Below are 25058 nucleotides of genomic sequence, written 5' to 3' on the forward strand. Positions count from 1 at the left end.
AGACTGGTGGGGAACCTTTCCCCCGTTCCCGAGGAGCACCCGTGGCCGTCGTCGACGTCCCTCAGACCCCCGTCCGACCCTCGCGGCCGAGCGTCCCGACGCGCGTCTCGCGCGCCCGCCCGACCGGCCCCGCCGCCCGGGCGAGGAGACCGCACGAGCCGGCGCTGCGCCGTCGGGACCCCGCACCGACCACGGCCCGGCGCGACGTGTTCGTCGACGCCGTCCGCGCCCTCGCGACCCTCGCGGTCCTGAGCGTGCACTGGCTCATGCCCGAGGTCACGTGGGACGGCGAACGCCTGGGCATCGGCAACGCCCTGGCCTACGGCGGCGCGTGGACGCTCACCTGGGTCCTGCAGGTCCTGCCCTTGCTGTTCTTCGCGGCCGGGGCCTCGGCCGCGTACCAGCTCTGGCGCCGGCCCGACGGCGCCGCCCGCCTCCCCGGAGCCCGCCACCAGGGCGACCGGGCGGGCTCCGACGCACCCGGCCTCGTCGCGGCCGGGTGGGACGTGGTGCGGCGCCGCATGCCACGCATCTGGAAGCCCGTCGCGGCGTTCGTCGGCGCCTGGGCCGTGGCCGTCGTCGCACTGCCCCTGCTGGGCGTGCCCGAGGGCGCGGTGCGGCAGGTCGCGCGGATCGCGCCACAGCTCCTGTGGTTCCTCGGGGTCTACCTGCTGCTGCTCGCGATCACCCCGGCCCTGCTGCGCGCCTACCGGGCATGGGGGTGGCGTGCGGTCGCGGCCGTCGTCGCCGCGCCCCTGGTCGTGGACGTGCTGCGCTTCGCCGCGGGCCTCGAGCAGGTCGCCGTGGCCAACGTGCTGCTCGGCTGGGCCGTGCCGTACGTCCTGGGCATCGCCTACGTCGACCTGGTCCGGCGCGACGCGCTGCCCGCGCGCCGCACGCTCGCCCTCGTGGCCGGCGCCGCGCTCGCCGCCATGGTGGCCCTGGTCGTGCTCGGTCCCTACCCCCCGAGCCTCATCGGGATGCCCGGCGACGCGATCTCCAACCTCGGCCCGCCCACGGCGCTCGCCGTGGTCCACGCGGTGCTCCAGGTGAGCGTCGCGCTCGCGGTGCGCGACGCCGTCGTGCGCTGGGCGGGCGGGCGCGGGGCCGCGCTCGTGACCTGGGTCGCGGCCCGGTCCATGACGCTGTACCTGTGGCACCTGACCGCGATGTTCGTGGTGCTCGGCGTCGTCCTCCTCGGGCTCGGGACACCGCTGCCCGCCTCGTGGAGCGCCGACTGGTGGGCCGCTCGTCCGCTGTGGTTCGGGGCCGCGGGCCTCGTGCTCGCAGGGCTCGTGCGCGTCTTCGGACGCCTCGAGACCCCGGCGACGGGACGGGTGACGGTGCCCGTCAGTGCCGAGGGTCGGGCACCGAGTACGGCAGGCGGTGCAGCATCTCGCCCTGCTCGCGAGCCAGCTCGCGTCCCCGCTGGGCGCTGACCCAGTCGCGGCTGCGCCGCTCGGCCAGGACCGCGCACAGGAAGTCCTCGGCAGGAGTCCCGGGCGGCGGGCCCGGGGCCACGAACCGCTCGATCCGGCCCGCGAGGTCCTGGCCCACCCGCACGCGCGAGGCCGGGTTGAGCCCCGCGGCGCGACCGAGGAACTGGCGGACCGCGAGGGCCAGCCCGTCGGGGAGCCGGCGCATGTCGGCGTGCGCGGCCCACCCGGCCAGGTAGGGCGGCATCGCGATCGCCGCGTACGTGGGCCTGCCGCCGCGCACCCGGATCGCGTACGTCCCGGCCAGCATGTCGCCGACCCGCTTGCCCTTGTCGTTCGACAACGACGCCACGACGGCCACCGAGCCGAACGTCATCCACAGCTCACCCACCCCCACGAGCGCACGGATGAACGCGTGCCGGAAGCGGACCGGGCCGCCGTCGTCGCGCACGACCCGGATGCCCATGGCCAGCTTGCCGAGCGAGCGGCCCCGGGACAGGGTCTCGACGGTCGTCGGGATGCCGACCATGACCAGGACCGTGAGGACGATCCACACGGCCGGGGCGAAGTCGATGCTGACGGCGTTGAGCGCGGCCCCCGCGACCGCGAACACGAGGCTCAGCAGGACCGCACCGATCGCCACCAGGTCGATCACGGCCCCCAGGGCCCGCGTCACGAACGACGCGGGTCGTGCGTCGAGGACCACGCCCTCGCCGGTCAGGATGCCGTCTCGCACGCGTGCTCCTCCATGGTCGTCGACAGGGTCGAGGGGTCGTCGTGGCCACACCTTGCCCCACAGCGGGCCGGTGCCCGGGGCGCCACGAGGGGGTCCGGCCCACTGTAGGGCAAGGTGTGGCAGGGTAGCCGCGTGGACCTCGATGCCTTCAACGCCGTGCACAGCGACGAGTGGTCGCGGCTCGCCGAGCTGACCAGGAAGCGCACGCTCGACGGCGCGGAGGCCGACGAGCTGGTCCGCCTCTACCAGTCGGTCGCGACCCACCTGTCGACCATCCGCTCGTCCGCTCCCGACCCGGTCCTCATCACGCGGCTCTCCGACCTGCTCGGGCGCGCGCGGGGACGCATCGCGGGCGCCCACGAGCCCGCGTGGCGTGACGTGACGCGCCTCGCGGTCGTCTCGGTGCCCGCGGCCCTGTACCGGATCCGGTGGTGGACCGTGACCGTCATGGTCCTGTTCCTCCTGGTCGCCGTCGTCTCCGGCTGGTGGGTCGCGACCACCCCGGACGCGCTCGCCTCGATGGGCACGCCCAGCGAGCGCGAGGCCTACGTCAACGAGGCCTTCGCGAGCTACTACGACCCCGGCGCCGACTTCGCGGCGATGGTCTGGACGAACAACGCCTGGATCGCGGCCCTGTGCATCGCGTTCGGGATCACCGGGGTCTTCACGGCCTACCTGCTGTTCACGAACGCCGTGGCGATCGGGTCGACGGGCGGCATGATGGCCTCGTACGGCGAGCTCGACACGTTCCTCACGCTCATCGCCCCGCACGGGCTGCTCGAGCTCACCGCGATCTTCGTCGCGGGGGCTGCGGGGCTGCGGCTGTTCTGGACCATGGTCGACCCCGGCCCGCGACCGCGCCTGCGGGCCCTCGCGGAGGAGGGGCGCGCGCTGTTCACCGTCGTGATCGGGCTCGTGGTCGTGCTGGGCGTCTCGGGACTGATCGAGGGGTTCGTCACCGGGTCGGGCATGGCCTGGTGGCTCAAGATCGTGATCGGGGCCGTCGCGCTCGCCGCCTTCTGGACCTACACGCTCCTGCTCGGTCGACGCGCAGTCGAGGCGGGGGAGACGGGCGACCTCTCGGCCGACCTCGCGGGGGACGTCGCGCCGGTCGCGGGCTGAGCACGGCCCGCCGTCAGCCGGGCGCCACGACCACCTCGTGCGCCGACGCGTCGGGCGCGACGAACCGCAGCAGCTCGCCGCCGCGCTCGTCGAGCGCGGCCCGCTGCGCGCGGGTGAAGGCGTGGCCGAGCGGGGTCACGTCGAGGCGCGCGACGGCGTCGGGCGTCGTCGCCGGTCGCAGGCCGGACCGCCGCACCTTCCACGTCGCGGCCACGTAGCCGTCCACCAGGACCGTCCCGGGCACCTGGCCGTTGACGGTCGTGATCGCCCTGCGCCGCACGTCGTCCACGACGCGCGTGCGGTTCGCGTGGCCCAGCACGAGGTTGTCGAACTCGGCGACGAGCACGAGGGGGGCGACGGCGTCCGCGCCGGGCCGCGGGGCGTCCGGCAGGTCCAGGTGCTCCTTGCCGTCAGGGCCGGTGAACGTCACGAGCTCGGGCCGCAGCCGCCCGACGACGTCGCGCAGGCCCGTCAGTCCCGACCACCTCTGGGCGTCCATGACCGTGGCCGGGCCGAACGCCGCGAGGTAGCGGCGGACGAGCCGGGCGAGCGCCTCGGACCGTTCGTCGGGGTCGCGGAGCCCGCGGCTCGGACGCCCGAACCAGGCGTCGGCCGTGGTCCAGGTCGTCGTGGTGCCGGGGCCGGTCGCGCCCCACAGCCCGCGCGGCGTGACCTGGACGAGGGGGAGGAAGCAGCGTGCGGTGTACGCCAGGTGCTGGGGGTCGACGTCGGGCCAGCGCTCACCGAGGAGCCGGCCCAGCTCGCCCGAGGTGAGCGGGCCGTCGCCCAGCAGGTCCTCGGCAGCCGCGGCGACGTCGTCGAGGTCCGTGCCCACCAGGGCCTTCGCGTGCGCGCTGCCCACGCGCACCCCGGACTCGAGCAGCGGGCGGAGCACGCCGGGGAGCTCCAGGGCGTCCTCGGCCGTGACGAGGTGGACAGTGCCCCGCAGGAGGGCGATGCGGGTCACGGAGCGGTCCAGGAACCGGTCCGCGAGGTCCTCGGTACGGAACCCGTCGAGCCGTGACCACAGTCCCGGGTAGGGCGTCGTGGGGACCTGCGACTGGAGCCCGACCAGGTGGTCGACCTCGGCGACGGCCGGGGTCCGGGCTCCGGCGCTGCCGGTACGGGGCTCCGGCGCGGAGGCCGGTGCGAGCAGGTGCTGGCGCGCCAGCAGGGCCCGGTTGAGCTCGGCGAGGCTGAGCGAGGGCCCGTGGCGGCCGGCAGCGGTCATGGGGTCATCCTGCCGCGCGGTGCCGACAGCGCGCCCCCCGACGGGTCGGGACCCGGTGGGGGCCAGGCCGGTCGGGTTCCTGCCGGTGCGACCGGTCGGTGCCCGTCGGTCGGCGCGGGCGCCTCAGAAGACCAGGAAGCCGAGCGCCGGGATGACGAACGTCGCGGAGAGCGCGAAGATCACGATGATCGCGACGCGCCTGTTGCGGGCTTCGCGGTCGCGCGGGGTGGCCGGTCGGGTCACGGTGGGGCTCCTCGGGAGATGGGGGTTTCCACCCACCAGCCTAGGCGGTGGGGTGGGAGCATCTCGACGGGCCCTGTGACGGAGCGGTGAGGACCAGGGCGCGCCCTGTCCGGACGAGCGCGCCCCGGGGCGGTCTCGTCCGGACGGAGCGGCTAGAGCCGCCCTGCGGCCTTGAGCGCGAGGTACGTGTCCGCGAGCCGTGGCGCGAGCTCCTCGGGCAGGCCCTCGACCACCTCGACCCCCTTCTGGGAGAGCACGGTCCGCACCGCGGTGCGCTCGAGCTCGACGCGGGCGGCGGCCGCGGCGTCGTAGACCTCGGCGACGCCGTCCCGTGCTTCCCGCAGCGCCGCGACCTCGGGGTCCGCGACCGAGGCGACGACCACCTGGTGCTTGGCGGTGAGCTGCCCGACGACGGGCAGCAGGCCCGTCTCCACGGCCGCCGGGTCGAGCGTCGTGAGCAGCACCACGAGCGCACGCTGCGACAGCCGCTGGTGGACCGAGCCGACCAGCCCGGGCCAGTCGGTCTCGAGCAGCGCGGGCTCGATGGGCGCGAGCGCGTCGGCGAGGGCCGGCATGAGCCGGGGACCTGCGGCGCCCGCGACCCTGGCCCGCACGCTGCGGTCGTAGGCGAACAGCTCGACACGGTCCCCGGCTCGCCCTGCGAGGGCGGAGAGCAGCAGCGCGGCCTCGATGCTCGCGTCGAGCCGCGGCTCGTCGCCCACGCGGGCGGCCGAGGTGCGCGACGTGTCCAGGACGAGCAGGACGCGACGGTCACGCTCGGGCCGCCAGGTGCGCACGACCATGTCGGCGCGCCGGGCCGACGCCCGCCAGTCGATCGAGCGCACGTCGTCGCCGATCACGTACTCGCGCAGCGAGTCGAACTCGGTCCCCTCGCCGCGGACCTGGACGGCGGAGCGCCCGTCCATCTCGCGCAGCCGCGCGAGCCTGCTGGGCAGGTGGCGGCGCGACGCGAACTCGGGGAGCACGCGCAGCCGCCCCGGGACGACGAGCGAGACCTGGCGTGCCGCCAGCCCGAGGGGGCCCGCCGAGCGGATCGTGACCCTGTCCGCGAGCCGGTCGCCCCGGCGCGTGGGCACGAGCACGGTCGTCAGGCGGGCCGACTCCCCGGGAGGGAGGTCGACGGCGTGCCGGTTGGCCTGCGCGCCCGCGGACGGGGCCCACGCGTCGCGCACCACGGCCCGCAGGCGTCGGCCGGTCAGGTTGGTCACGACGAGCTGCGAGGTGGCGCGACCCGTGAGGCGCACCGAGCCGGGGACGCGCCGCTCGACCGCGACCTGGCGCGGGGAGGCCGCGAGCATCACGTCGAGCACGCACAGCGCGACCACGACGAGCGCCCAGAGCAGCACGGTGCCGTACGAGGGCACCACGAGGACCGCGACCACGCCCAGGGCCGCCAGCGCGACCGCGCGCCACGTCAGAGCCATGTCATCCCTTCAGGCCGTCGGCGCTCAGCGGGGGACCGGCACGGAGGCCAGCACCGTGTCGAGCACGCTCTCGGCCGTGACGCCCTCGAGCTCGGCCTCGGGGCGGAGCTGGACGCGGTGGCGCAGCGTCGGGTGGGCCAGGGCCTTGACGTCGTCGGGCGTGACGTACCCGCGGCCGGACAGCCAGGCCCACGCACGCGAGGTGGCCAGGAGCGCCGTCGCGCCGCGCGGCGAGACGCCGAGCGAGAGCGAGGGGGAGTGGCGCGTGGCCCGGCACAGGTCCACGGCGTAGCCGAGGACCTCGCGCGAGACCTGCACCTGGGCGACCTCGGCGCGAGCACGGTCGAGGACCTCGCGGCCCGCGACGGGGCGCACGCCCGCGGCGGCGAGGTCGCGCGGGTTGAAGCCCGCGGCGTGCCGTGCGAGGACCTCGATCTCCTGGTCGCGCTCGGGTAGCGGCAGGACGAGCTTGAGCAGGAAGCGGTCGAGCTGGGCCTCGGGCAGCGGGTACGTGCCCTCGTACTCGACGGGGTTCTGCGTCGCGATGACGAGGAACGGGTCCGGCAGCATGCGCGGCGTCCCGTCGACCGAGACCTGGCGTTCCTCCATGGCCTCGAGCAGCGACGCCTGCGTCTTGGGAGGCGTGCGGTTGATCTCGTCGGCCAGCAGCAGGTTCGTGAACACGGGGCCTTCGCGGAAGGAGAACTCGGCCGTGCGGGCGTCGTACACGAGCGAGCCCGTGACGTCGCCGGGCATGAGGTCGGGCGTGAACTGGACGCGCTTGGTGTCGAGGTCGAGCGAGGCCGCGAGGGTGCGCACGAGCAGCGTCTTGGCGACGCCCGGCACGCCCTCGAGGAGCACGTGGCCCTTGCAGAGCATCGCGATGAGCAGGCTCGTCACGGCGGCGTCCTGCCCGACGACGGCCTTGCCGACCTCGGTGCGCACGGCCGCGAGGGCCGAGCGCAGCTCGTGCGACGGGCCCGACGGCGCGGCCTGCGCGGGTGCGTCGGGGACCGGCTGCGGCGTGGGGACCGTGGGCGGAGGGACGGGGGCACCGTAGGCAGGCTGCGGGCCGGGGGCCTGAGCGGGGGCCTGGGGCTGCGCGGGCTGCGGCGGCGCGTAGCGCTCGGCGGGCTGATAGGGGTTCGACCCCTCGGGGTGGTGCGTCACGGGTGGAAGACCTCGCTCTCCAACTGGTCAAGGTGACGCGCGAGCTCGAGCAGCGCTGCGTCGTCGGCGGGTGGTGGGCCGTACAGGAGGTGCGCGACCTGCTCGGCCGGGCGGTGCGTGGCACGGACGATCGCGTCGATCAGGGCCGGGGCCGCCGCGGAGCGGGGCAGACCCAGGCGCGAGGCGATCCGGTCGGCGCTGTGGGCGCGCAGCCCGGCCGCCGCGTGGCCGCGCGAGCGCGAGCGACGGTAGAGCCGCCCACGGCCGCGGGTGGTCTCCGCCGCGCGGACGACGACCGGGAGGTCCTCGGTCACGAGGGGGCCGAGCCGGCGCCCGCGCCAGAGCGCGGCGAGCAGCGCGACCACGAGGAGCTGCACGAGCACGACCGCGACCCACGGCGGCAGGACGGCCGCCCCGACCGCGGGGTCGCCGGTGGACGTCGTGTCGAGGAGGTCGGGCACGAACCACGTGAGGGTCTCGTGGCGGCCGAGGGCACGCAGCGCCAGGGCCGCGTTGCCGTCCTCGTCGATCCGGGCGTTGCTGAGGAGGCCCGCGTCGTCGAGGGCGACGACACGGCGGTCGCCCTCGTGGACGAGGTAGGCGCCGGTGTCCGGCGGGCTGTCGTCGCCCGGGAAGCAGACGAGCGAGCCGGGTCCGGTCGTCGTGAACCCGAACCCCGAGCTGCGGATGCTCTCGGCCGCGACGGCGTCGGGGTCGGTGCACTCAGGGGTCCGCAGGGCGTCGGGTGACGACCAGTCGTCGCCCAGGGTCGCGGACAGGTCGGTCGCGCCCTCGAGCAGGTCGTACCCCGGCTCGAGGAGCACCAGGTCGGCGTCGGTCGCCAGGAGGGCGTCGACCTGCTCGGGCAGGAGGTTGAGGTCGGACGTCACCAGGAGCGTCGTCCCGGCCCGGGCCCGGGAGACCGCGTCCGCGGTCGCGGTCACGTACTCGACCGTCACGCCCTGGTCGCCCAGCACCTGGGCCAGGGCGCGGGCGCCGCCCGGGCCGGCGTTGTCCGGGGCGAGCGGGGTGCTCGAGACGGCCGGACGGGACAGGGCCGCGAGCCCGGCGACGATCGCGACCAGGAGGAGGACGGCCAGGGGCCAGCGGGCGCTGCGCCAGCGTCGCGCGGCGCGGGAGCCTGCCGTGGTGCCGTCGCCCATCACGCGGACCGGGACGTAGGAGGTCGTGACGGGTGCGCCCGACGAGGCGGACGCGGAGACGGGCGGGGGCGGGGCGTCGAGGCGGGCGGTCATCGGGCGCCTCCGGTCGCGGTCGGCTCCTGGTCGGTGGGGAGCGGGGTCGTCACGGCGACCGGCGTGCCGGGGACCGCGGTTCCGGGGCCGGCCTGGCCGGGGCCCCCGGAGCCCGTGGGGCCGTCCGGGGGGACCAGAGGCGTCGGCCGCGTCGCGAGGACCGCGGCGTCGAGCTCGCGCAGGGCCTGGTCGGCGGCGGGGCCCACCGAGACCTTGCCGTACCGGACGTCGTCGAACAGGCGGGCCCCCGCGCCGAGCCGGTCGGTCAGAGCAGGCAGACGCAGGGCGGCGGCGGCGGCGGCCTCGTGGGCCGTGCGCCCCGGCCGCGGGTCCAGGAGCACGCGCTCCTCGAGCGAGCGGACGACCGCGCGGTAGCGCTCGACCACGGCGGTGCCCCAGTCCCCGGCCGCCGCGGCGGAGTCCGCTGCGGCGCGCAGGTCCGCGGCCGAGCGCTCGTCGTCCTCGAACACGGCGACGGACGCGCGGGCCCGGCGCGAGACGCGGACGGGACCGGCGACCACGTAGGCGATCGCCGCGACCACCAGGACGAGCCCGACGATCACGGCCGAGGCCACGACGGGGTTGACGTCCAGGACGCGGACGTCGTCGAACAGCCCGGACAGCCAGTCGAGGAACCGTGCGAGGAGCGAGGGGTCGTCGAGGTAGACGGGGTCGAGCAGCTCCTCCTTGAGCCAGAGGCGCGCGGTGTCGGCGTCGGGCTCGACCGGGACGTCCGCCAGGACGCCCCACCTGGCTCCCGGGGACGCGCCGAGGCTCACCGTGCCGGCAGCGGGCCAGGCGACGAGCGCCGCACCGAGCGTCCCGGTCACGCCGTGCCGTGCTCGTCGCGCTCGTTCGCCGCGGCGGTGAGCTCGACGTCGAGACCCTCGCGGCGCATGCGTACGTCGATGTAGAGCAGCGAGACGACCCCGGCGAGGAAGACCGCGCTGATGACGCCCGTGAAGACCGAGCCCACGGCGATGATCGCGTACATCGCGAACATGCTCATGACCGAGACCATGCCCCCGACGAGCCCGAACGGCTGCGCCACGATCGACGTGATGGCCCAGACCGCGAGGTACGCCAGCAGGTAGATCCCCAGCAGACGCCAGAACGAACCGCGGGAGACCGTCCAGCCGCGCTTGACCCCGCTCGCGAACCCCTGCCCCTCGAGGACCATGGCGGGCGGGACCAGGAGCGTGCGGACCACGAACCACGCGAAGAAGACCCCGACGCCCAGCAGGCCCAGGAGCGCGACCGCGACCCCCAGCCCGACGGAGGCCGTGAAGGCGAGGACCGTCAGGAGCAGGTACACGAACCAGACCGCCCCGACCGCGAGCGACCACAGGATCGAGAAGCCGAGCAGGGCCCAGACCTTGGACCGCGCCTGGTCCCAGACCTCCCGGGCGCTCGCCTTGCGACCGATCACGGACTGTCCCACCGACGTGATGAGGATGCCGTTGACGACGGGCATGGCCAGGCCCAGGACGAGCGAGGACACGAGCGTCGCCCCGAACAGCGGGAACATGTCGGTGAGGCCGACGGCCTCCGCACCGAGCTCGGCCTCGAGCTGTGCGATCTGGGGCGAGAAGATGCCGCTGACCAGCACGCCCAGTGCCAGCCCGACGACCGTCGCGACGGCGATCACGGTCGCGCTCATGCCGAGCATGACCTTGGGGTTGGCGCGGATCGCCCCGAACGCGCCGTCGAAGATCTCCCCGAGGGTCAGCGGGCGCAGCGGGATGATCCCGGGCTTGTTCGCGGGCGGCGCGTAGGGCTTGCCCGCGAACGACGGGGGACCGTACCCGGACTGCTGGGCGCCGCCGCCGTACTGCGAGGTGCCGTACTGGGGCGCGCCGTACTGGCCGTACTGCGGCTGCCCCCAGGCGTTCGGCGTGGGCTGCCCGTACCCGCCGGGCGCGCCGCCCGCGGGCGGCGTCGGACCAGCAGGGGGCGTCGAGCCCGCCGGGGGCTGCGGTGCGCGCTGGCCGTAGCGCGGGGTGTCGTCCGGTGCTGGCGTGCCGGCGTCGTCGGGCGTCGTCATCTGCTCTGCTGTCCCCGCTCGGTTCTGTCGGGCCCGTCGGGCTCGTCTGGGCTCGTGCTGGTGAGGCCGTGCGCGGCGCCTTCGACGGCGTCCGGCCCGGTAGCGGACCACCCTAGTACGGGGGGCTGTCGCCCGTGGCGGACGTGCGGTCCGGGTGAACCCTGGACGCCGTACGGAGGGTCGGCCCGACGACCCCTCCGTCAATGGCAAAATGGGGCCATGAAGGTACGTGTGCTTGTGGTCGACGACGACACCGCTCTCGCCGAGATGATCGGCATCGTGCTGCGGTCCGAAGGGTTCGACCCGGTCTTCTGCGCGGACGGGGACCTGGCGCTGGGGGCGTTCCGCAGCTCCCAGCCGGACCTCGTCCTGCTGGACCTGATGCTCCCCGGCAAGGACGGTACGGAGGTGTGCCGCCTGATCCGTGCGGAGTCGGGGGTTCCCATCATCATGCTCACGGCCAAGAGCGACACGGTCGACGTCGTCCTGGGCCTCGAGTCGGGGGCGGACGACTACATCTCCAAGCCGTTCAAGCCCAAGGAGCTCGTGGCGCGCATCCGCGCCCGGCTGCGCCGCTCGGACGAGCCCGCGCCCGAGCACCTCGCGATCGGCGACGTCGAGATCGACGTGACGGGGCACCGGGTCACGCGCGACGGCCGCCCGATCGCGCTGACGCCCCTCGAGTTCGACCTCCTGGTGGCGCTCGCCCGCAAGCCCTGGCAGGTGTTCACGCGCGAGGTCCTCCTCGAGAAGGTCTGGGGCTACCGGCACGCGGCGGACACGCGGCTCGTGAACGTCCACGTGCAGCGGCTGCGGTCCAAGGTCGAGCACGACCCGGAGAACCCGGAGATCGTCCTGACCGTGCGCGGCGTCGGGTACAAGGCGGGCTCGGCGCGCGGGTGAGCGCTCCGTCGCTGCGTGTGCGGGTGGGGCGGTCCTTCCGTCGCGCCCGACGGCGTGTGCGCGCCGCGGTCGGCCGCCTCACCTGGCAGGCCAGGTCGTCGATGCAGCTGCGGGTCGTCGGGACCGCGCTCGTGGTCGGGGTCATCACGGTCGCCGCCCTGGGCGCGTACCTGTCGAGCGAGATGCGCGACGGCCTGTTCGAGCAGCGGCTCGAGCAGATCAACGCGGAGAGCGCCAGCTCGATCCAGCAGGCGCAGAGCCTGTTCACGGCCTCCTTGTCCAAGACCAAGGAGTCCGAGATCCAGACGTTGCTGCTGGACGTCCACAACGCGCTGCGCACGAGCGGCAGCCCCGACCGCAAGATCTTCCTCATGCGCCCCGAGGGTGCTCTCTCGCGGCTCAACGACGTGAGCACCGACAACCAGCTCGCGAGCCTCGTCTCGGACGAGCTCCGGGCCGCGGTCATGGCCAGCGACGGTCGCGAGCTCCAGTCGGTCGCGATCCCGCGCGACCCCTCGGACCCGAGCTCGCCCGTCGACCCTGGCGTCCTCGTGGGGTCGAAGGTCCAGGTGCCGACCGTCGGCGCCTACGAGCTCTACTTCCTGTACTCGCTCGCGCCCGAGCAGGAGACGCTGTCGTTCCTCCAGCGGACCCTGGTCGTGGGTGCGGCCTTCCTCGTGGGCATCCTGGGGCTCATCACCTGGGTCGTGACCCGTCAGGCGGTGCAGCCTGTCCGCAACGCGGCCCGGGTCGCCGAACGGCTCGCGGACGGCCACCTGAGCGAGCGCCTCCCCGTGAAGGGGCACGACGAGCTCGCGACGCTCGCGCGCTCGTTCAACGAGATGGCGGAGAGCCTCCAGCTCCAGATCGGCCGGATGGAGGAGCTGTCGCTCCTGCAGCGTCGCTTCGTGTCGGACGTGTCGCACGAGCTGCGCACGCCGCTCACGACGATCCGGATGGCGGGTGAGGTCCTGCACGCCTCGCGCGACGACTTCGACCCTGCCTCGAGGCGGTCGGCCGAGCTGCTCCAGACGCAGCTCGACCGGTTCGAGGACCTCCTGGCCGACCTGCTGGAGATCAGCCGGTTCGACGCGGGGGCGGCGCAGCTCGACGCCGACCGCCGGGACGTCCGGGACGTGGTCAACGCGGCCGTCGAGCTCGCGGCGCCGCTCGCCGAGCGCAAGGGCGTGTGGCTGTCGGTGCACCTGCCGGAGGAGGCCGTGACCGCCGACGTGGACCCGCGGCGCGTCGAGCGGATCGTCCGCAACCTGGTGGTCAACGCGATCGAGCACGCCGAGGAGAGGCCGGTCGAGATCACGGTCGCCCAGGACCGCTACGCGGTCGCCGTCGTGGTCCGTGACCACGGCGTCGGGATGACGCAGGAGGAGGCGCTGCACGTGTTCGACCGCTTCTGGCGGGCGGACCCGGCGCGCGCCCGCACGACCGGGGGGACAGGGCTCGGCCTCGCGATCTCGCTCGAGGACGCGCACCTGCACGGCGGCTGGCTCGAGGTCTGGGGGCGCCCGGGCCTGGGGGCGGCGTTCCGGCTCACGCTCCCGCTGCGAGCCGGTATCCGGCTCGAGTCCTCCCCGCTGCCGCTGGTGCCCGAGGAACCGACCCGCGGCCGCGGGTCCCGTCCGCCGACGGGGCAGATCGAACGCGTCGAGGACCCGACCGAGGGGACCACGAGCCCTTCCGCGCTGCCCGTCCTGCACGACGGTCACCTCACGTTCGCCCGTCAGGGCGCGGTCGCCGAACGTCCGGACCGGTCCGCCGACCAGCCCGCCGACCAGCCCGCCGACCGGACGGACGACCGCGTGGTCGACCGGTCCGCCCACGAGGAGCAGCCACGATGACCGAACCACGGCGCAGGAGGCGGTCGGGCGCCCTCGGGGCGGGCACCGTCGCGGCGGCCCTCGCGCTGTCCGGCTGTGCGGCGATCCCGACGTCGGGTCCCGTGTTCCAGGGCGACACCGTGGTCCAGGGCTACAACGCCCCGGGGCTGCGAGCGCGGGGACCCGTGGCGGGCGACGACCCGCTGAGCATCGTGCAGGGGTTCCTGACGGCGCAGGCGGCGGGCCCGGCCGGCAGCTTCGACGTCGCGCAGGAGTTCCTCACGGGCAAGGCGACGGCGTGGGACTGGGAGTCGCAGGTGCTGGTCTACGACGGGGACCTCGACCTGATGATGGACGAGGAGGCCGTGAAGACGGGCCGGGTCACGGTCACGGGCAGCGCGACGGTGGTCGGGGCGCTGGACAAGCGGGGCGTCTACGCCGAGGACGCCCCCGACGGGGAGGGCACCGTCCCCGTGTCGTTCGGCCTGGTGCGCCAGGGCGACGGGCAGTGGAGGATCGAGACGGTCGAGGACGGGCTGCTGCTCACCGAGAGCGGCTTCCAGGCGGCGTTCCGGCCGACCCGCCTCTACTTCCCGTCGGCCGACCGTGAGGTCCTCGTCCCGGACGACCGGTGGTTCTCCAACCGGACCTGGCAGACGAGCGCCGTCAAGGAGACGCTGGTCGGTCCCGTGGAGTGGCTGCGGGGCGCGACGGCCTCCGTCGTCCCCGAGGGGACCGTGCTGAGCCCCGAGGCCGTGCTGAGCGAGGGCGGGGTGGTCGACGTCCGGCTCACGGACGCGATCTCGCTCGCGACCCCCGAGGACCGCGCGCTGCTCAAGGCGCAGCTCGAGGCGACGCTCTTCGACGCGCTCCCCCTGACGGTCAACCTCTACCGCGGTGAGGACCTGCTGAGCACGCCGACCAGCGGCGTGGTGCTCACCAAGGCCGGCGTGGAGGGGAACGAGATCGTCGCGGCGCAGGGCGAGGTCATGGTGCTCGACGGAGGTGTCGACGACGTCGTCCCGCTCTCCCCGGCGGTCCCGCTCGACGGGATCGCGGCCACGGCCCTGGCGCAGGGCAACGATGCCCGTCCCCTCGTGGTCCGTGACGGCACGAGCAGCATCGTGCGGCTCGCGACGAGGAACCTGCCCGAGGCGCTCCTGCTCACGGGGGAGGACCTCCTCGCTCCGAGCATCGACCGGTTCGGCGGGGTGTGGTCCGGGCCCGGCCGCCAGCTCGGGTCGCTCGAGGTCGTCCGCGCGGACCTGGCGGAGCCGGGCGCCCCGGTCGTGGTGTCGGCCCCCTGGCTGGCGGGGCGCTCGATCCAGTCGATCCGGGTAGCCCACGACGGTGCCCGGATCGCGGTGGTCAGCTCGGACGGGGTCAGCACCAAGGTCGACGTCGCGGGGATCCTGCGCGACGACAAGGACGTCCCGACCGGGCTGTCGGAGCCGTTCCGCGTCGGCGCCCCGATCACCTCGGCCTCGCAGGTCGTGTGGGCCGACGAGACGACGCTCGCGGTCCTGGGGACGGACCGCACGGACACCGCCGTCGCGGTGCACCTCGTCGCGGTGGGCGGCGACACCTCGCGGCTGCCCCCCGTGGCGGACGCGGTCGCCATCAGCGCGGGCGACGGCGAGCGCTCCGTCCAGGTCCTCACCCAGGACGGCACGCTGTTCGGCAGGAGCCGGTCGGGGGCCGTGTGGGAGAAGCGGATCGAGGGCGTCGCGCTGCCGACGTACCCGGGCTGACCCACCGCCCCGGCGGGCGCTCGGTGGGGCCCGTGCACAGGCCTCTGCCCGTGCCCGGCGTCCACACCCCGCGCGTGACGCGGACCGCGGGGTACGGGCCGTCCGGGACCATCGGTGCGTGCCGACCCGCCCGCCCGCCCGCCCGCAACCACTCCCTCTCCCGCACGCCCGGCTCCGGCCCGCGACCCGCGCGCCCGCCGTCGCGTGGTCGCGCGCGCTGGCCCGCCTGCTCGTGCCGGTCGAGTGTCCCGGCTGCGGAATGGCCGACGTGTCGCTGTGCTCCGCGTGCGCCCGCACCCTGACGGGGGCTCCGACCCGTTCCGAGGCCGACGCGCCGCGGCTCGACCGGATGGACGGGAGCCCGTCGCTGCCCGTGTGGGCGTCGGCCCCGTACGCCGGGCCGCTGCGTGGTCTGGTCGTGGCGTGGAAGGACAAGGGGCGCCTCGATCTCGCGACCGACCTCGAGGGAGCCGCGTACCGCGCGGGCCGCGACCTCGCGCCCTGGGTGCGTGCCGCCGTCGGGCCGGTGCGTGGCGCGACGGGTGGGCGCGCGCGGGTGCTCGTGGTGCCCGCGCCGTCGTCGTCCGCGGCGCGGCGCGCCCGGGGGCGCGAGCCGGTCCGCGGCCTCGCGCGGGCGGTCGCACGCGGCCTCGTCGACGGCGGGGTCGACGCCGTCCCCGCACCCGTCCTGGCGCAGCGCGGACGGGACCAGGTAGGGCTCGGGTCGAGGCGTCGGGGAGCCCGTCTCGGGGCCGTCCGCCTCGCCCGCAGCGTCCGGTCCGGGGCCCCGGGCCGGGGCCGGACACGCCGCCCCGGGCCCGGCGTCCCGTGCCTCCTGGTCGACGACGTCCTGACGACCGGGGCGACCCTGGCGTCGTGCCGACGGGTCCTGGAGGAGGCCGGCGCGCGGGTCCTGGGGGCGTTCGTGCTCGCCGCGACACCCCCTCCGCGACGACACGCCGCGGCGCGCCAAGTTCATCTGTCATAGATGCTGCCTTTACCTCCCCGCAGGGTTAACCTGGGGACCAGTCGTCACGGGGAACGGTTGGTAGGGGACCCGTGCGGCCGCAGAGCGATCGACCCGAGGCTAGGTCCTCGGGCAAGGAGGTGATAGGTACTCCGGATCCCCCTCGGGGGAACCAGACCCAGGACCACACGGGACGCTCTGGAGAACCGGGAGCGTCCGAGACCCTTTGCGGAGGCTCACATGGAGATCGTTGTCGTCGGCAGGCACACGGAAGTGGCTGACCGCTTCCGCCGACACGTGGAAGAAAAGCTCGCGAAGTTCGAGCAGCTCGCACCGACCGCCCAGCGGATCGACGTCGAGGTCACCCACGAGAACAACCCACGACTGTCCGAGGTGCGTGAGAGGGTCGAGCTGACCGTCCGCGCCAAGGGACCCGTCGTCCGCGCCGAAGCGGCAGCCGACGACCGGTTCGGGGCACTCGACCTGGCCATGAACAAGCTTCAGGAGAGGTTGCGGCGCGTCAGCGACCGTCGCAAGAACCACCGCAACAACAACCCGCAGCCGCCCGTCGACGTCCGGCCGTTCATCCCGGAGGACAAGCACACCGAGCCTGCGCCGGAGCACCCGGCCGCACCGGGCGACGCGGTCGAGACCCAGCTCGGCGACTCGCCCGTCGTGATCCGTCAGAAGCTCCACTCCGCAGAGCCCATGACGATCGACGACGCCCTCTACGAGATGGAGATGGTGGGCCACGACTTCTACCTCTTCGTCGACGTGGAGACGGCGCGCCCCTCGGTCGCCTACCGGCGCCGCGGCTGGAGCTACGGTGTCATCGCGCTCGACACGTCGTGCGCGGGCGGCATGAAGGCCGCCGCCGAGGCGAGCTGATCGCCGCAGACAACTGACCCGACGGGGTGGCGTCGCCGACCAGGCGGCGCCACCCCGTCGGCGCGTCCGGAGCCTGCGCCGGGGGCCTCACAGTCCGCCCGGCGCCGCTTGGAGAGGCCCGCCGTGGGGCGACGGATGATGTCGTCGTCGCCTGCCTCCCGCGGCACGAGGTGGAAGCCGTCCGGCGTCTGCGCGTCGTAGAGCACGACCGCGTCGCGCGAGGTCAGGTCCCGGCGCCAGGAGTCGAGGCGCCGGGCGTCCTCCGGGCCGAGCGGGGCCCCGGCGCGGCGCCGGGCCTCGAAGCGGAGCATCATGAGGGGGTAGGCCCAGCGGTGCGCCACGTCGACGGACCAGGGGATGAGCTGGTCGTCACGGACGATGCGACGGGAGAGCCCCCGTCGCCGACGGAAGTTCGACCACATGGACAGGGTGGTCTCCACGTCGTACTTCCTGAGGTACTCCTCGACGATCCACGCGTACGTGCGCCCTTCCTCGATCCATCGGACGGCTTCGGCTTCATCGCGAATCTTGGACACGGCGGGCACAGGAGGCTCCAGAGGCTCGAGGGATCGGGTATTTCATCCCATTTTGCCCCATCGCCGCGCGTGTCGGAGGCACGGTGCAGGATGGGTCCCGTGAAGACCGAGTCGATGTCGCTCGCCCAGGCCCGTCGTGTCGCCCTCGCCGCGCAGGGCCTGCACACCCCACGGCCCGACGCCGGCGCCTCGCCCCGGCAGGTCACGCTGCGGCACGTGCAGCGCACCGTGGACCGGCTGGGGCTGCTCCAGATCGACTCGGTCAACGTCCTGGCGCGGGCGCACCTCGTCCCGCTGTACTCACGGCTCGGCCCGTACGACGTGTCGCTGCTCGACCGCGCCGCAGGCCGCTCTCCCCGCCGCCTGGTCGAGTACTGGGCGCACGTCGCGTCCTACGTCCCACCCGAGACGTACCGGCTCCTCGAGTGGCGCCAGCGCGCGTACCGCACGGAAGCGTGGGGTGCGATCAGCGGGGTCGAGGCCTCGCACTCGGCCGTGGTGACCCGCGTGCGGGAGATCGTGGCCGAGCGTGGCCCCGTCACGGCCAGCGAGGTCCACGCGATCCTCGGGGACCAGGGCATGGGGGAGTCGCGCAGCACCACCGAGTGGGGCTGGAACTGGTCCCTCGCCAAGCGCGCCCTCGAGCTCCTCTTCTTCACGGGCGAGATCACGGCCGCGCGACGCAACGCCGCGTTCGAGCGCTGCTACGACCTGACCGAGCGCGTCCTGCCGCCCGCGGTCCTCGCCGCCCCGGCCGTGAGCGACGCGGACGCCGTCCGCCGGCTGCTCGAGATCGGGGCGCGGGCGCACGGGATCGGGACCCTGCGCTGCTTCCAGGACTACTTCCGCCTCAAGGGGCCCGCCCCGCGCCGCGCGCTGGCCGAGCTGGTCGAGGACGGGGTGCTGCGCCCGGTCGAGGTCCGCGGGTGGGGCGAGACCACCTACCTGCACCGGGACGCCGCGCTACCGCGTCATGCCCGGGGACGCGCGCTGCTCAGCCCGTTCGACCCCCTCGTGTTCGAGCGCACGCGCCTCGAACGGCTCTTCGGGACGCACTACCGCATCGAGATCTACGTGCCCGCCGCCCAGCGCGTCCACGGGTACTACGTCCTGCCGTTCCTCCAGGGGGACCGCATCACCGCGAAGGTGGACCTCAAGGCGGACCGTCGCGCCGGGCTGCTGCGCGTCCTGTCGGCGCACCGCGAGGAGCACGCCGACGCCGACACCGCGGCGGCGCTCGCGGCCGAGCTCCGCCTCATGGCGACGTGGCTCGGGATGGCGGACGTCGTCGTCGGGCCCGCGGGGGACCTCGCGCCGGCGCTCGCGGCCGAGGTCGGACGCGTGGACGTCCCGGCGGTCGGGTAGTCGCCCCGCCGGTCGGGTTTCGCCGCAGAGCGAAACCACCGCTACCGGACAGAAGCCCTTCCACCTGCTGGACTCGCCTACGATGGTCTGTGGTGTGATCCAGCCGACTGCCGAACGGTGGTCGCTGCGCATTCGCCCCGGACCGTCCGGCCCGGGGGCGCGATCGATACGGGAGTACTGCGTGCCTGCGATCCTCGAGAAGGTCCTGCGTTTCGGCGAGGGCCGGATCCTGAAGAAGTTGTCCGGCCTGGCTGACCAGGTCAACAAGCTGGAGCCCAGCTTCGAGGACCTCACCGACGAGGAGCTGCGCGAGGAGACCGACCGTTTCAAGGAACGGCTCGCCAACGGCGCCACGCTCGACGAGCTCCTCCCGGAAGCCTTCGCCGCAGTCCGCGAGGCGGCCCGTCGCACCCTGGGGCAGCGCGCCTACGACGTGCAGCTCATGGGTGGCGCGGCCCTGCACATGGGCAACATCGCCGAGATGAAGACCGGTGAGGGCAAGACTCTCGTCGGCACCTTCCCGGCGTACCTCAACGCGCTGACCGGCAAGGGCGTCCACGTCGTCACCGTCAACGACTACCTCGCGAAGTACCAGAGCGACCTGATGGGCCGCGTCTTCCGCGCCCTCGGCCTCACGACGGGCTGCATCATCTCGGGGCAGACCCCCGCGGTGCGCCGCGAGCAGTACGCCGCGGACATCACCTACGGGACCAACAACGAGTTCGGGTTCGACTACCTCCGCGACAACATGGCGTGGAGCACCGACGACCTGGTCCAGCGCGGTCACAACTTCGCGATCGTCGACGAGGTCGACTCGATCCTCATCGACGAGGCGCGGACGCCGCTCATCATCTCCGGCCCCGCCTCGGGGGACGCCAACCGCTGGTACGGCGAGTTCGCCAAGGTGGTCCGTCGCCTCTCGAAGGACACCGACTACGAGGTCGACGAGAAGAAGCGCACCATCGGCGTGCTCGAGCCCGGTATCGCGAAGGTCGAGGACTACCTCGGCATCGACAACCTGTACGAGTCGCTCAACACGCCGCTCATCGGGTTCCTCAACAACGCGATCAAGGCCAAGGAGCTCTTCAAGCGCGACAAGGACTACGTCGTGCTCAACGGCGAGGTCATGATCGTCGACGAGCACACGGGCCGTATCCTCGCGGGCCGTCGCTACAACGAGGGCATGCACCAGGCCATCGAGGCCAAGGAGGGCGTGCAGATCAAGGCCGAGAACCAGACGCTCGCCACGATCACGCTCCAGAACTACTTCCGTCTGTACGACAAGATCTCCGGGATGACCGGTACGGCCGACACCGAGGCCGCCGAGTTCCAGGGCACGTACAAGCTGGGCGTCGTCCCCATCCCCACGAACCGCAAGATGCAGCGCGTGGACCAGCCCGACCTCGTCTACAAGAACGAGGAGGGCAAGTTCGACGCCGTCGTCGCGGACATCGTCGAGCGCCACGCCGAGGGGCAGCCGGTCCTGGTCGGCACCACGAGCGTCGAGAAGTCCGAGCTCCTGTCCGCCAAGCTCAAGAAGCAGGGCGTCCCGCACGAGGTCCTCAACGCCAAGCAGCACGAGCGCGAGGCCGCGATCGTCGCCCAGGCGGGCCGCAAGGGCGCCGTGACGGTCGCGACCAACATGGCCGGCCGTGGCACCGACATCATGCTCGGTGGCAACGCCGAGTTCATGGCCGTCGCCGACCTCGCCGCGCGCGGCCTGGACGCCACGGAGAACCCCGACGAGTACGAGGCCGCGTGGCCCGAGGCCGTCGAGCGTGCCAAGGCCGCCGTCGCGGCCGAGCACGACGAGGTCACCGAGCTCGGCGGGCTGTACGTGCTGGGCACCGAGCGGCACGAGTCGCGACGCATCGACAACCAGCTCCGTGGCCGGTCCGGTCGTCAGGGCGACCCGGGCGAGTCCCGGTTCTACCTGTCGATGCAGGACGACCTGATGCGCCTGTTCAACTCGACGCTCGCCGAGAGCATGATGAACCGCGCGGGCTTCCCCGACGACGTGCCGCTCGAGTCCAAGATCGTCACGCGCGGCATCGCGAGCGCGCAGGGCCAGGTCGAGGCCCGCAACTTCGAGATCCGCAAGAACGTCCTCAAGTACGACGACGTCCTCTCGCGTCAGCGCACCGTCATCTACGACGAGCGTCGCCGCGTGCTGCAGGGCGAGGACATGCAGGAGCAGGTCCAGCACTTCATCACGGACGTCATCACGGCGTACGTCGACGGCGCCACGTCCGAGGGCAACCCGGAGCACTGGGACCTCGAGGGACTGTGGACGGCGCTGCGCGCGGTCTACCCGGTCTCGATCGAGGTGGACGAGGTCCTCGAGCAGGCCGGGGGAGCGACGCGACTGACGCGTGAGCTGATCCTCGAGGAGATCCTGTCCGACGCCCGCGTGGCCTACCAGGAGCGCGAGACGTCCCTGGGCAGCTCGAACATGCGCCAGCTCGAGCGCCGCGTGGTGCTCTCGGTGCTGGACCGCAAGTGGCGTGAGCACCTCTACGAGATGGACTACCTCAAGGAGGGCATCGGACTGCGCGCCATGGCGCAGCGCGACCCCCTGGTCGAGTACCAGCGCGAGGGCTTCCAGCTCTTCCAGGCCATGACCGAGGCCATCAAGGAGGAGTCGGTCGGCTTCCTGTTCAACCTCGAGGTCAAGGTCGCCGAGCCCGGGGAGTCGCCGGTCAACCCGGTGTCCGCAGCCGCTGCCGCGCAGTCGGTGGCCGGTCAGGCGTTCGGCGGCACGGCGGGTGCTGCGGGGGCCGCTGCCGCCGCGGGTGCTGCGGCCAAGGCCGCGGCGGACGCCAAGGCCGCTGCCGAGGTCCAGGCCGCCGCGCAGGCGCAGACCGACGCCGTCCAGGACGAGCCCGTCGAGGACGAGCTCGTGGACGCACCGGTCGCTCCTGCCCCGAGGGCCGAGCCGACGCTCATCGCCAAGGGCCTCGACGGCCCCGGCGAGCAGGTGCCGCTGCAGTACACGGCGCCGAGCGACGACGGCTCGGGCCAGGCCGTGGTCTCGGGTGACGGTTCGCGCCGCGCCCGCCGCGCCCTGCACGGCGAGGCGACCGCGGTCGAGGGCGACGGGCGCACGTTCCCCGGCACGCCCCGCAACGCCAAGTGCCCCTGCGGCTCGGGCAAGAAGTACAAGCTCTGCCACGGGCTGAACGAAGAGCAGTAACCATCCCCGGGGGGCACCCGCGAGCGGCGGTCAGCCGATCTCGAGGACCACGACGCGCCACACGCCGCGTCGGGCCTCGAGTCGGAGGGCCGCCGCTCGCACTCTGTCCATGTCCTCCAGGACGACCGTGGCCTCAGCCGTGGTGTCCCCGAGGCGCACGAGGCGGGCCCGGCGGACCGCGACGGGACGCGCGGCGCCGGTCGGCGCCGTCGTCCCCTGCATGAGCAGCGCGCGTCGCCCCAGAGCGTCGAAAACGTCCGGGGCCAGCCACCGCTGGAGCTGCCCCACCGGCCGTTCTCCCCGCAGGACCTCGACCGCCGCCCGGACGACCGAGCAGCAGATCGACGTCGGGTCCGGCAGCGGCAGGTCCTCGGCTGCCGACACCGGCCGGCCGTCGTCGGCGAGGTCCTCCGTGACGGGGAACTGCGGTGCGCGACCGAACGTCAGGACACGCGGAGCACGCGGCACGGCAGGCGGGAGCGTGGCCGGGGTCGCGAGGAGTGGAGCGGCGCCGGAACGGATCGGTCGGGCGTGGTGGCGGACGGTGGTGGTCGACATGACGTCTCCTGGGTTCGGCGAGGGCCGGTGCGTCGCGGGACGACCGGTCGGACGGTGTACGGCGTTCTTGGTGCGGCGGAAGGTGCCGCAGGCCGGTGCTGAGGTGGTCAGACGGTGCGAGGAGCGACCAGGACCTGACCCGGCCTGATGAGGTCCGGGTCCTGCCCGATGACCTCCGCGTTCGCCGCGAACCAGCGCTGCCACTCGACGGCGATCTGCGCGTCGGTCGCCCCCTGCCCGAGGGACCGCGCGGCGAGCGACCAGAGGGAGTCCCCGCGCAGGACCACGACCGAGACGGTCGACGCTGCGCTCTCCGTGGCCACGGACGCCCCGAGGGTGGGCGCGGGTCCCGGGCCGGGCCGAGGCGCCGCGGGCTGAGGAGGCAGCGTGCGCTGCTCTGCTCCCAGGAGCCCGTCCAGCGGGACGTGCACCGACTCCGGGCTCGCCCCCGCACGGGGCTGGCTCGTCGCGGGAGTCTCGACGGCCGGCGGGGCCGGGTTCCCGGCGCGGTCGGCCTGCGCGCCCGCCTCGGGCTCGGTCGACGCGGCGCGGTCGGCCTGCTCGGTCTGCGCGGTGCGCTGCCCGGAGTGGCCGACGCGCGCCTCGTCTGTGCTCGGCGTCGCTCCCTGCGGCGCCGGTACCGGCGCCGGCGCCGGCGTCGGCGTCGGCACCTGCGGCGGGGAGGGATGCCCGGTGTCCTGGACCGCAGGCGGGGCCGCGGGGCTCTCGGGGGCTGCCAGGCCGGGGGCGACGTCCGACGGGCCGGGGCCGGGAGGTTCGACGCTGGTCCGGTCGGACGGGCCCTGCGCGGTGGTCTGCCAGCCGAGGTCGACGACGGCCGGGCCCACGCGTGCGGAGTCGGCGGGCGGCTCGACCTCTGCCGCGTGCGCACTCCCCCCTCCGAGAGCCAGCCCGGTCCCGATCGAGACCGCGACGCCTGCGCTGGCCAGGCGTCGTACGACCGACGGGGCGTGCCGCAGGACGAGCTGCTCGCCGGCCGACCACCGGCGTCCTGCGGCGCGGGCGAGCACGCACGACGCGGCGAGCATCGAGGTGACCGCCACCCAGGTCGCGAGGAGCGCCCCTGCCCCGACGAGCGGCACCTCCAGGTAGGTCTCGAACCGTGGGCTCGGGAGATCGGCGAGGAGGTCCAGGGTGCGCAGCGTGAGGACGGCGGCGATGCCGCCGGTGGCTGCTGCCATCCCCAGGAGCGCGGCCAGCCGGGGCAGGCGCCGTCGGTCCCGGGGTGGTCGGGACGGGGCGGACCGTGGGTGCTGCGCCATGCTTCCCCCTGAAGATGGTCGACGACGTCTGCTCCGTCCTCGGAACGATCATCGCGTTTGATGCAGTTTGATGGTTCTACATCAAACTAGATCCTTCTGGTGTTGTCCAGAGGTGGCTCGCGGTGCGGACACCTCTGGACGAAACCCCCGGGCGAGCCGCTACCGTGTGGGCGTGCGCTGGGACCTGCTGTTCGCCGACCTCGTGGCGCAGCTCGATGCCGCGGACCTCCCGGCGGACGCCCACGCGCTCGCAGACCTCACGCGCGCCGAGCAGGCCACCGTCCACCTCACGGACCGGCTGCGAGCGAGCCTCGGGCGGCAGGTCGGCCTCGGGCTCGTCGACGGCTCACGCCTGACGGGGAGCGTCCGGGACGTCGGCGTCGACTGGCTCCTCGTGGGGGAGGGGGTGCGTCAGCACGCGGTGCCGCTCCAGGCGATCACCACGCTCGACGGGCTCTCGCAGCACGCGGTCCCGGCGCCCGCCGGGACCCGGGCAGGACGAGGGCTGCCCACCCTCCTGAGGGCTCTCATGCGAGACCGGGTCGTCGTCCAGGTGCACACCCTCGCGGGGCAGGCCGTCGGGCGTGTCGGCCGCGTCGGCAAGGACCACGTGGACGTCGAGCTCGTCGCGGGAGGGGCGCGTGCGAGCCAGGTGGTCCCCTTCTCCGCCCTGGTGTGCGTGAGCGAGACCTAGGCCGAGGGCGCGGAGGGGGCGAACGGGTGCGGGGGGAATCAGGGAACGTCGCGAGGTCACGCGCGCCCGGGGCCGGACGCGCCCGCGTGCGGACCGTGCGTCCTGCTCAGGACTCGAAGTCTCCTGCGTCGATGCGGGTCCGCGTCTGCTCGTACATGCGCTGGATGTACTCCTCGAGCTCTCGCGCCTCGACCCGCCACTGGCCTCTGCCGCCCACCTGTATCGCCGGCAGGTCGCCGCTGCGTACGAGTGCGTATGCCTGCGCCGCGGAGATGTTGAGCTCCTCGGTGACGTCCGCGAGGGTCAGGAAGCGCTGTGCCATGGCCCCAGTCTTTCACGGAGCCGCACACCGACCTGCTTGTCCACAGGCGCCGGGCCCACGGCCCACGCGTGGTGCTCCGG

The 25058-nt window shown here is 74.0% G+C and carries 21 protein-coding genes; 10 read left to right on the forward strand and 11 right to left on the reverse strand.

All coding sequences use genetic code 11. The annotated features are described in order from the left end of the window. Window positions 1-41 precede the first annotated feature (41 nt). Window positions 42-1439 (forward strand): acyltransferase family protein, encoded by a 1398-nt coding sequence (locus H9623_RS10350; protein WP_321575385.1) that lies wholly within the window; start codon window positions 42-44, stop codon window positions 1437-1439. Here H9623_RS10350 and H9623_RS10355 read toward each other — a convergent pair. Next, the gene (locus tag H9623_RS10355; protein WP_193719972.1) at window positions 1351-2172 is read right to left on the reverse strand and encodes an RDD family protein; all 822 of its coding nucleotides are present in this window, start codon (window positions 2170-2172) and stop codon (window positions 1351-1353) included. The genes H9623_RS10350 and H9623_RS10355 overlap by 89 nt on opposite strands. A 132-nt stretch (window positions 2173-2304) precedes the next feature. On the opposite strand from H9623_RS10355, the gene H9623_RS10360 reads away from it, so the two are divergent. After that, window positions 2305-3294, forward strand: coding sequence for a stage II sporulation protein M (locus tag H9623_RS10360; RefSeq protein WP_193719973.1), 990 nt, complete (start codon window positions 2305-2307; stop codon window positions 3292-3294). Window positions 3295-3307: 13 nt separating this feature from the next. Here H9623_RS10360 and H9623_RS10365 read toward each other — a convergent pair whose 3' ends face one another. The 6 genes from H9623_RS10365 to H9623_RS10390 form a co-directional block, all read right to left on the reverse strand. Next, window positions 3308-4525, reverse strand: a complete 1218-nt coding sequence (locus tag H9623_RS10365) for a winged helix DNA-binding domain-containing protein (protein WP_193719974.1) — start codon at window positions 4523-4525, stop codon at window positions 3308-3310. Between the two features lie 395 nt (window positions 4526-4920). Next, entirely contained in the window at window positions 4921-6213 is a 1293-nt protein-coding gene (locus tag H9623_RS10370; protein WP_193719975.1) for a DUF58 domain-containing protein, read from the reverse strand. Window positions 6214-6237: 24 nt separating this feature from the next. Continuing rightward, entirely contained in the window at window positions 6238-7383 is a 1146-nt protein-coding gene (locus H9623_RS10375) for a MoxR family ATPase (RefSeq protein WP_321575386.1), read from the reverse strand. Further along, window positions 7380-8639, reverse strand: coding sequence for a DUF4350 domain-containing protein (locus H9623_RS10380; RefSeq protein WP_193719976.1), 1260 nt, complete (start codon window positions 8637-8639; stop codon window positions 7380-7382). Before H9623_RS10380 ends, H9623_RS10375 begins: the two co-directional genes overlap by 4 nt. Beyond that, a complete protein-coding gene (locus H9623_RS10385) occupies window positions 8636-9469 on the reverse strand; it encodes a DUF4129 domain-containing protein (RefSeq protein WP_193719977.1) in 834 nt (277 codons plus the stop codon). The genes H9623_RS10380 and H9623_RS10385 overlap by 4 nt, the downstream gene beginning before the upstream one ends. Then, window positions 9466-10683, reverse strand: a complete 1218-nt coding sequence (locus H9623_RS10390) for a hypothetical protein (RefSeq protein WP_193719978.1) — start codon at window positions 10681-10683, stop codon at window positions 9466-9468. Before H9623_RS10390 ends, H9623_RS10385 begins: the two co-directional genes overlap by 4 nt. A 219-nt stretch (window positions 10684-10902) precedes the next feature. On the opposite strand from H9623_RS10390, the gene mtrA reads away from it, so the two are divergent. From mtrA to hpf, 5 genes are all read left to right on the forward strand, one after another. Continuing rightward, on the forward strand, window positions 10903-11586 hold the full coding sequence (gene mtrA, locus H9623_RS10395; RefSeq protein WP_193719979.1) for an MtrAB system response regulator MtrA: 684 nt from the start codon (window positions 10903-10905) through the stop codon (window positions 11584-11586). After that, the gene (gene mtrB, locus H9623_RS10400) at window positions 11583-13442 is read left to right on the forward strand and encodes an MtrAB system histidine kinase MtrB (protein WP_321575387.1); all 1860 of its coding nucleotides are present in this window, start codon (window positions 11583-11585) and stop codon (window positions 13440-13442) included. Before mtrA ends, mtrB begins: the two co-directional genes overlap by 4 nt. Next, window positions 13439-15172 (forward strand): LpqB family beta-propeller domain-containing protein, encoded by a 1734-nt coding sequence (locus H9623_RS10405; RefSeq protein WP_193719980.1) that lies wholly within the window; start codon window positions 13439-13441, stop codon window positions 15170-15172. The genes mtrB and H9623_RS10405 overlap by 4 nt, the downstream gene beginning before the upstream one ends. A gap of 118 nt (window positions 15173-15290) precedes the next feature. Beyond that, entirely contained in the window at window positions 15291-16160 is an 870-nt protein-coding gene (locus H9623_RS10410) for a ComF family protein (protein ID WP_321575388.1), read from the forward strand. Window positions 16161-16379: 219 nt separating this feature from the next. Next, window positions 16380-17027: a ribosome hibernation-promoting factor, HPF/YfiA family gene (gene hpf, locus H9623_RS10415; RefSeq protein WP_193719981.1), complete on the forward strand. Its 648-nt coding sequence runs from the start codon at window positions 16380-16382 to the stop codon at window positions 17025-17027. Here the strand turns inward: hpf and H9623_RS10420 are convergent. Further along, window positions 16961-17563, reverse strand: coding sequence for a hypothetical protein (locus tag H9623_RS10420; RefSeq protein ID WP_193719982.1), 603 nt, complete (start codon window positions 17561-17563; stop codon window positions 16961-16963). The two genes, hpf and H9623_RS10420, sit on opposite strands and share 67 nt — an antisense overlap. 90 nt (window positions 17564-17653) lie before the next feature. On the opposite strand from H9623_RS10420, the gene H9623_RS10425 reads away from it, so the two are divergent. Together H9623_RS10425 and secA are read left to right on the forward strand one after the other, a co-directional pair. Continuing rightward, window positions 17654-18928 (forward strand): winged helix-turn-helix domain-containing protein, encoded by a 1275-nt coding sequence (locus H9623_RS10425; RefSeq protein WP_193719983.1) that lies wholly within the window; start codon window positions 17654-17656, stop codon window positions 18926-18928. Between the two features lie 181 nt (window positions 18929-19109). Continuing rightward, on the forward strand, window positions 19110-22121 hold the full coding sequence (secA, locus tag H9623_RS10430; RefSeq protein ID WP_193719984.1) for a preprotein translocase subunit SecA: 3012 nt from the start codon (window positions 19110-19112) through the stop codon (window positions 22119-22121). Between the two features lie 30 nt (window positions 22122-22151). Here secA and H9623_RS10435 read toward each other — a convergent pair whose 3' ends face one another. Together H9623_RS10435 and H9623_RS10440 are read right to left on the reverse strand one after the other, a co-directional pair. After that, window positions 22152-22679 carry an Rv3235 family protein gene (locus H9623_RS10435; RefSeq protein WP_193719985.1) on the reverse strand — a complete coding sequence of 176 codons (528 nt, stop codon included), beginning with the start codon at window positions 22677-22679 and terminating at the stop codon, window positions 22152-22154. A 107-nt stretch (window positions 22680-22786) separates the two neighbouring features. Further along, window positions 22787-23881 carry a LysM peptidoglycan-binding domain-containing protein gene (locus H9623_RS10440; protein ID WP_193719986.1) on the reverse strand — a complete coding sequence of 365 codons (1095 nt, stop codon included), beginning with the start codon at window positions 23879-23881 and terminating at the stop codon, window positions 22787-22789. Window positions 23882-24134: 253 nt separating this feature from the next. Here H9623_RS10440 and H9623_RS10445 point away from each other — a divergent pair, with 253 nt between their 5' ends. Then, entirely contained in the window at window positions 24135-24656 is a 522-nt protein-coding gene (locus H9623_RS10445; RefSeq protein ID WP_193719987.1) for a hypothetical protein, read from the forward strand. Window positions 24657-24762: 106 nt separating this feature from the next. On the opposite strand, the gene H9623_RS10450 is transcribed toward H9623_RS10445, so the two are convergent. Beyond that, window positions 24763-24978 (reverse strand): helix-turn-helix domain-containing protein, encoded by a 216-nt coding sequence (locus tag H9623_RS10450; RefSeq protein ID WP_193719988.1) that lies wholly within the window; start codon window positions 24976-24978, stop codon window positions 24763-24765. Window positions 24979-25058 lie beyond the last annotated feature (80 nt).

The organism is Oerskovia douganii (genome assembly GCF_015142735.1).
GTDB lineage: Bacteria > Actinomycetota > Actinomycetes > Actinomycetales > Cellulomonadaceae > Oerskovia > Oerskovia douganii.

What these genes read in the sequence shown, in the direction of transcription:
- H9623_RS10365 (WP_193719974.1), bottom strand. Translation starts at nt 4,525, where the DNA reads ATGACCGCTGCCGGCCGCCACGGGCCCTCGCTCAGCCTCGCCGAGCTC.
- H9623_RS10370 (WP_193719975.1), bottom strand. Translation starts at nt 6,213, where the DNA reads ATGGCTCTGACGTGGCGCGCGGTCGCGCTGGCGGCCCTGGGCGTGGTC.
- H9623_RS10380 (WP_193719976.1), bottom strand. Translation starts at nt 8,639, where the DNA reads ATGACCGCCCGCCTCGACGCCCCGCCCCCGCCCGTCTCCGCGTCCGCC.
- H9623_RS10390 (WP_193719978.1), bottom strand. Translation starts at nt 10,683, where the DNA reads ATGACGACGCCCGACGACGCCGGCACGCCAGCACCGGACGACACCCCG.
- mtrA (WP_193719979.1), top strand. Translation starts at nt 10,903, where the DNA reads ATGAAGGTACGTGTGCTTGTGGTCGACGACGACACCGCTCTCGCCGAG.
- H9623_RS10405 (WP_193719980.1), top strand. Translation starts at nt 13,439, where the DNA reads ATGACCGAACCACGGCGCAGGAGGCGGTCGGGCGCCCTCGGGGCGGGC.
- hpf (WP_193719981.1), top strand. Translation starts at nt 16,380, where the DNA reads ATGGAGATCGTTGTCGTCGGCAGGCACACGGAAGTGGCTGACCGCTTC.
- H9623_RS10425 (WP_193719983.1), top strand. Translation starts at nt 17,654, where the DNA reads ATGGGTCCCGTGAAGACCGAGTCGATGTCGCTCGCCCAGGCCCGTCGT.
- H9623_RS10435 (WP_193719985.1), bottom strand. Translation starts at nt 22,679, where the DNA reads ATGTCGACCACCACCGTCCGCCACCACGCCCGACCGATCCGTTCCGGC.
- H9623_RS10440 (WP_193719986.1), bottom strand. Translation starts at nt 23,881, where the DNA reads ATGGCAGCAGCCACCGGCGGCATCGCCGCCGTCCTCACGCTGCGCACC.
- H9623_RS10450 (WP_193719988.1), bottom strand. Translation starts at nt 24,978, where the DNA reads ATGGCACAGCGCTTCCTGACCCTCGCGGACGTCACCGAGGAGCTCAAC.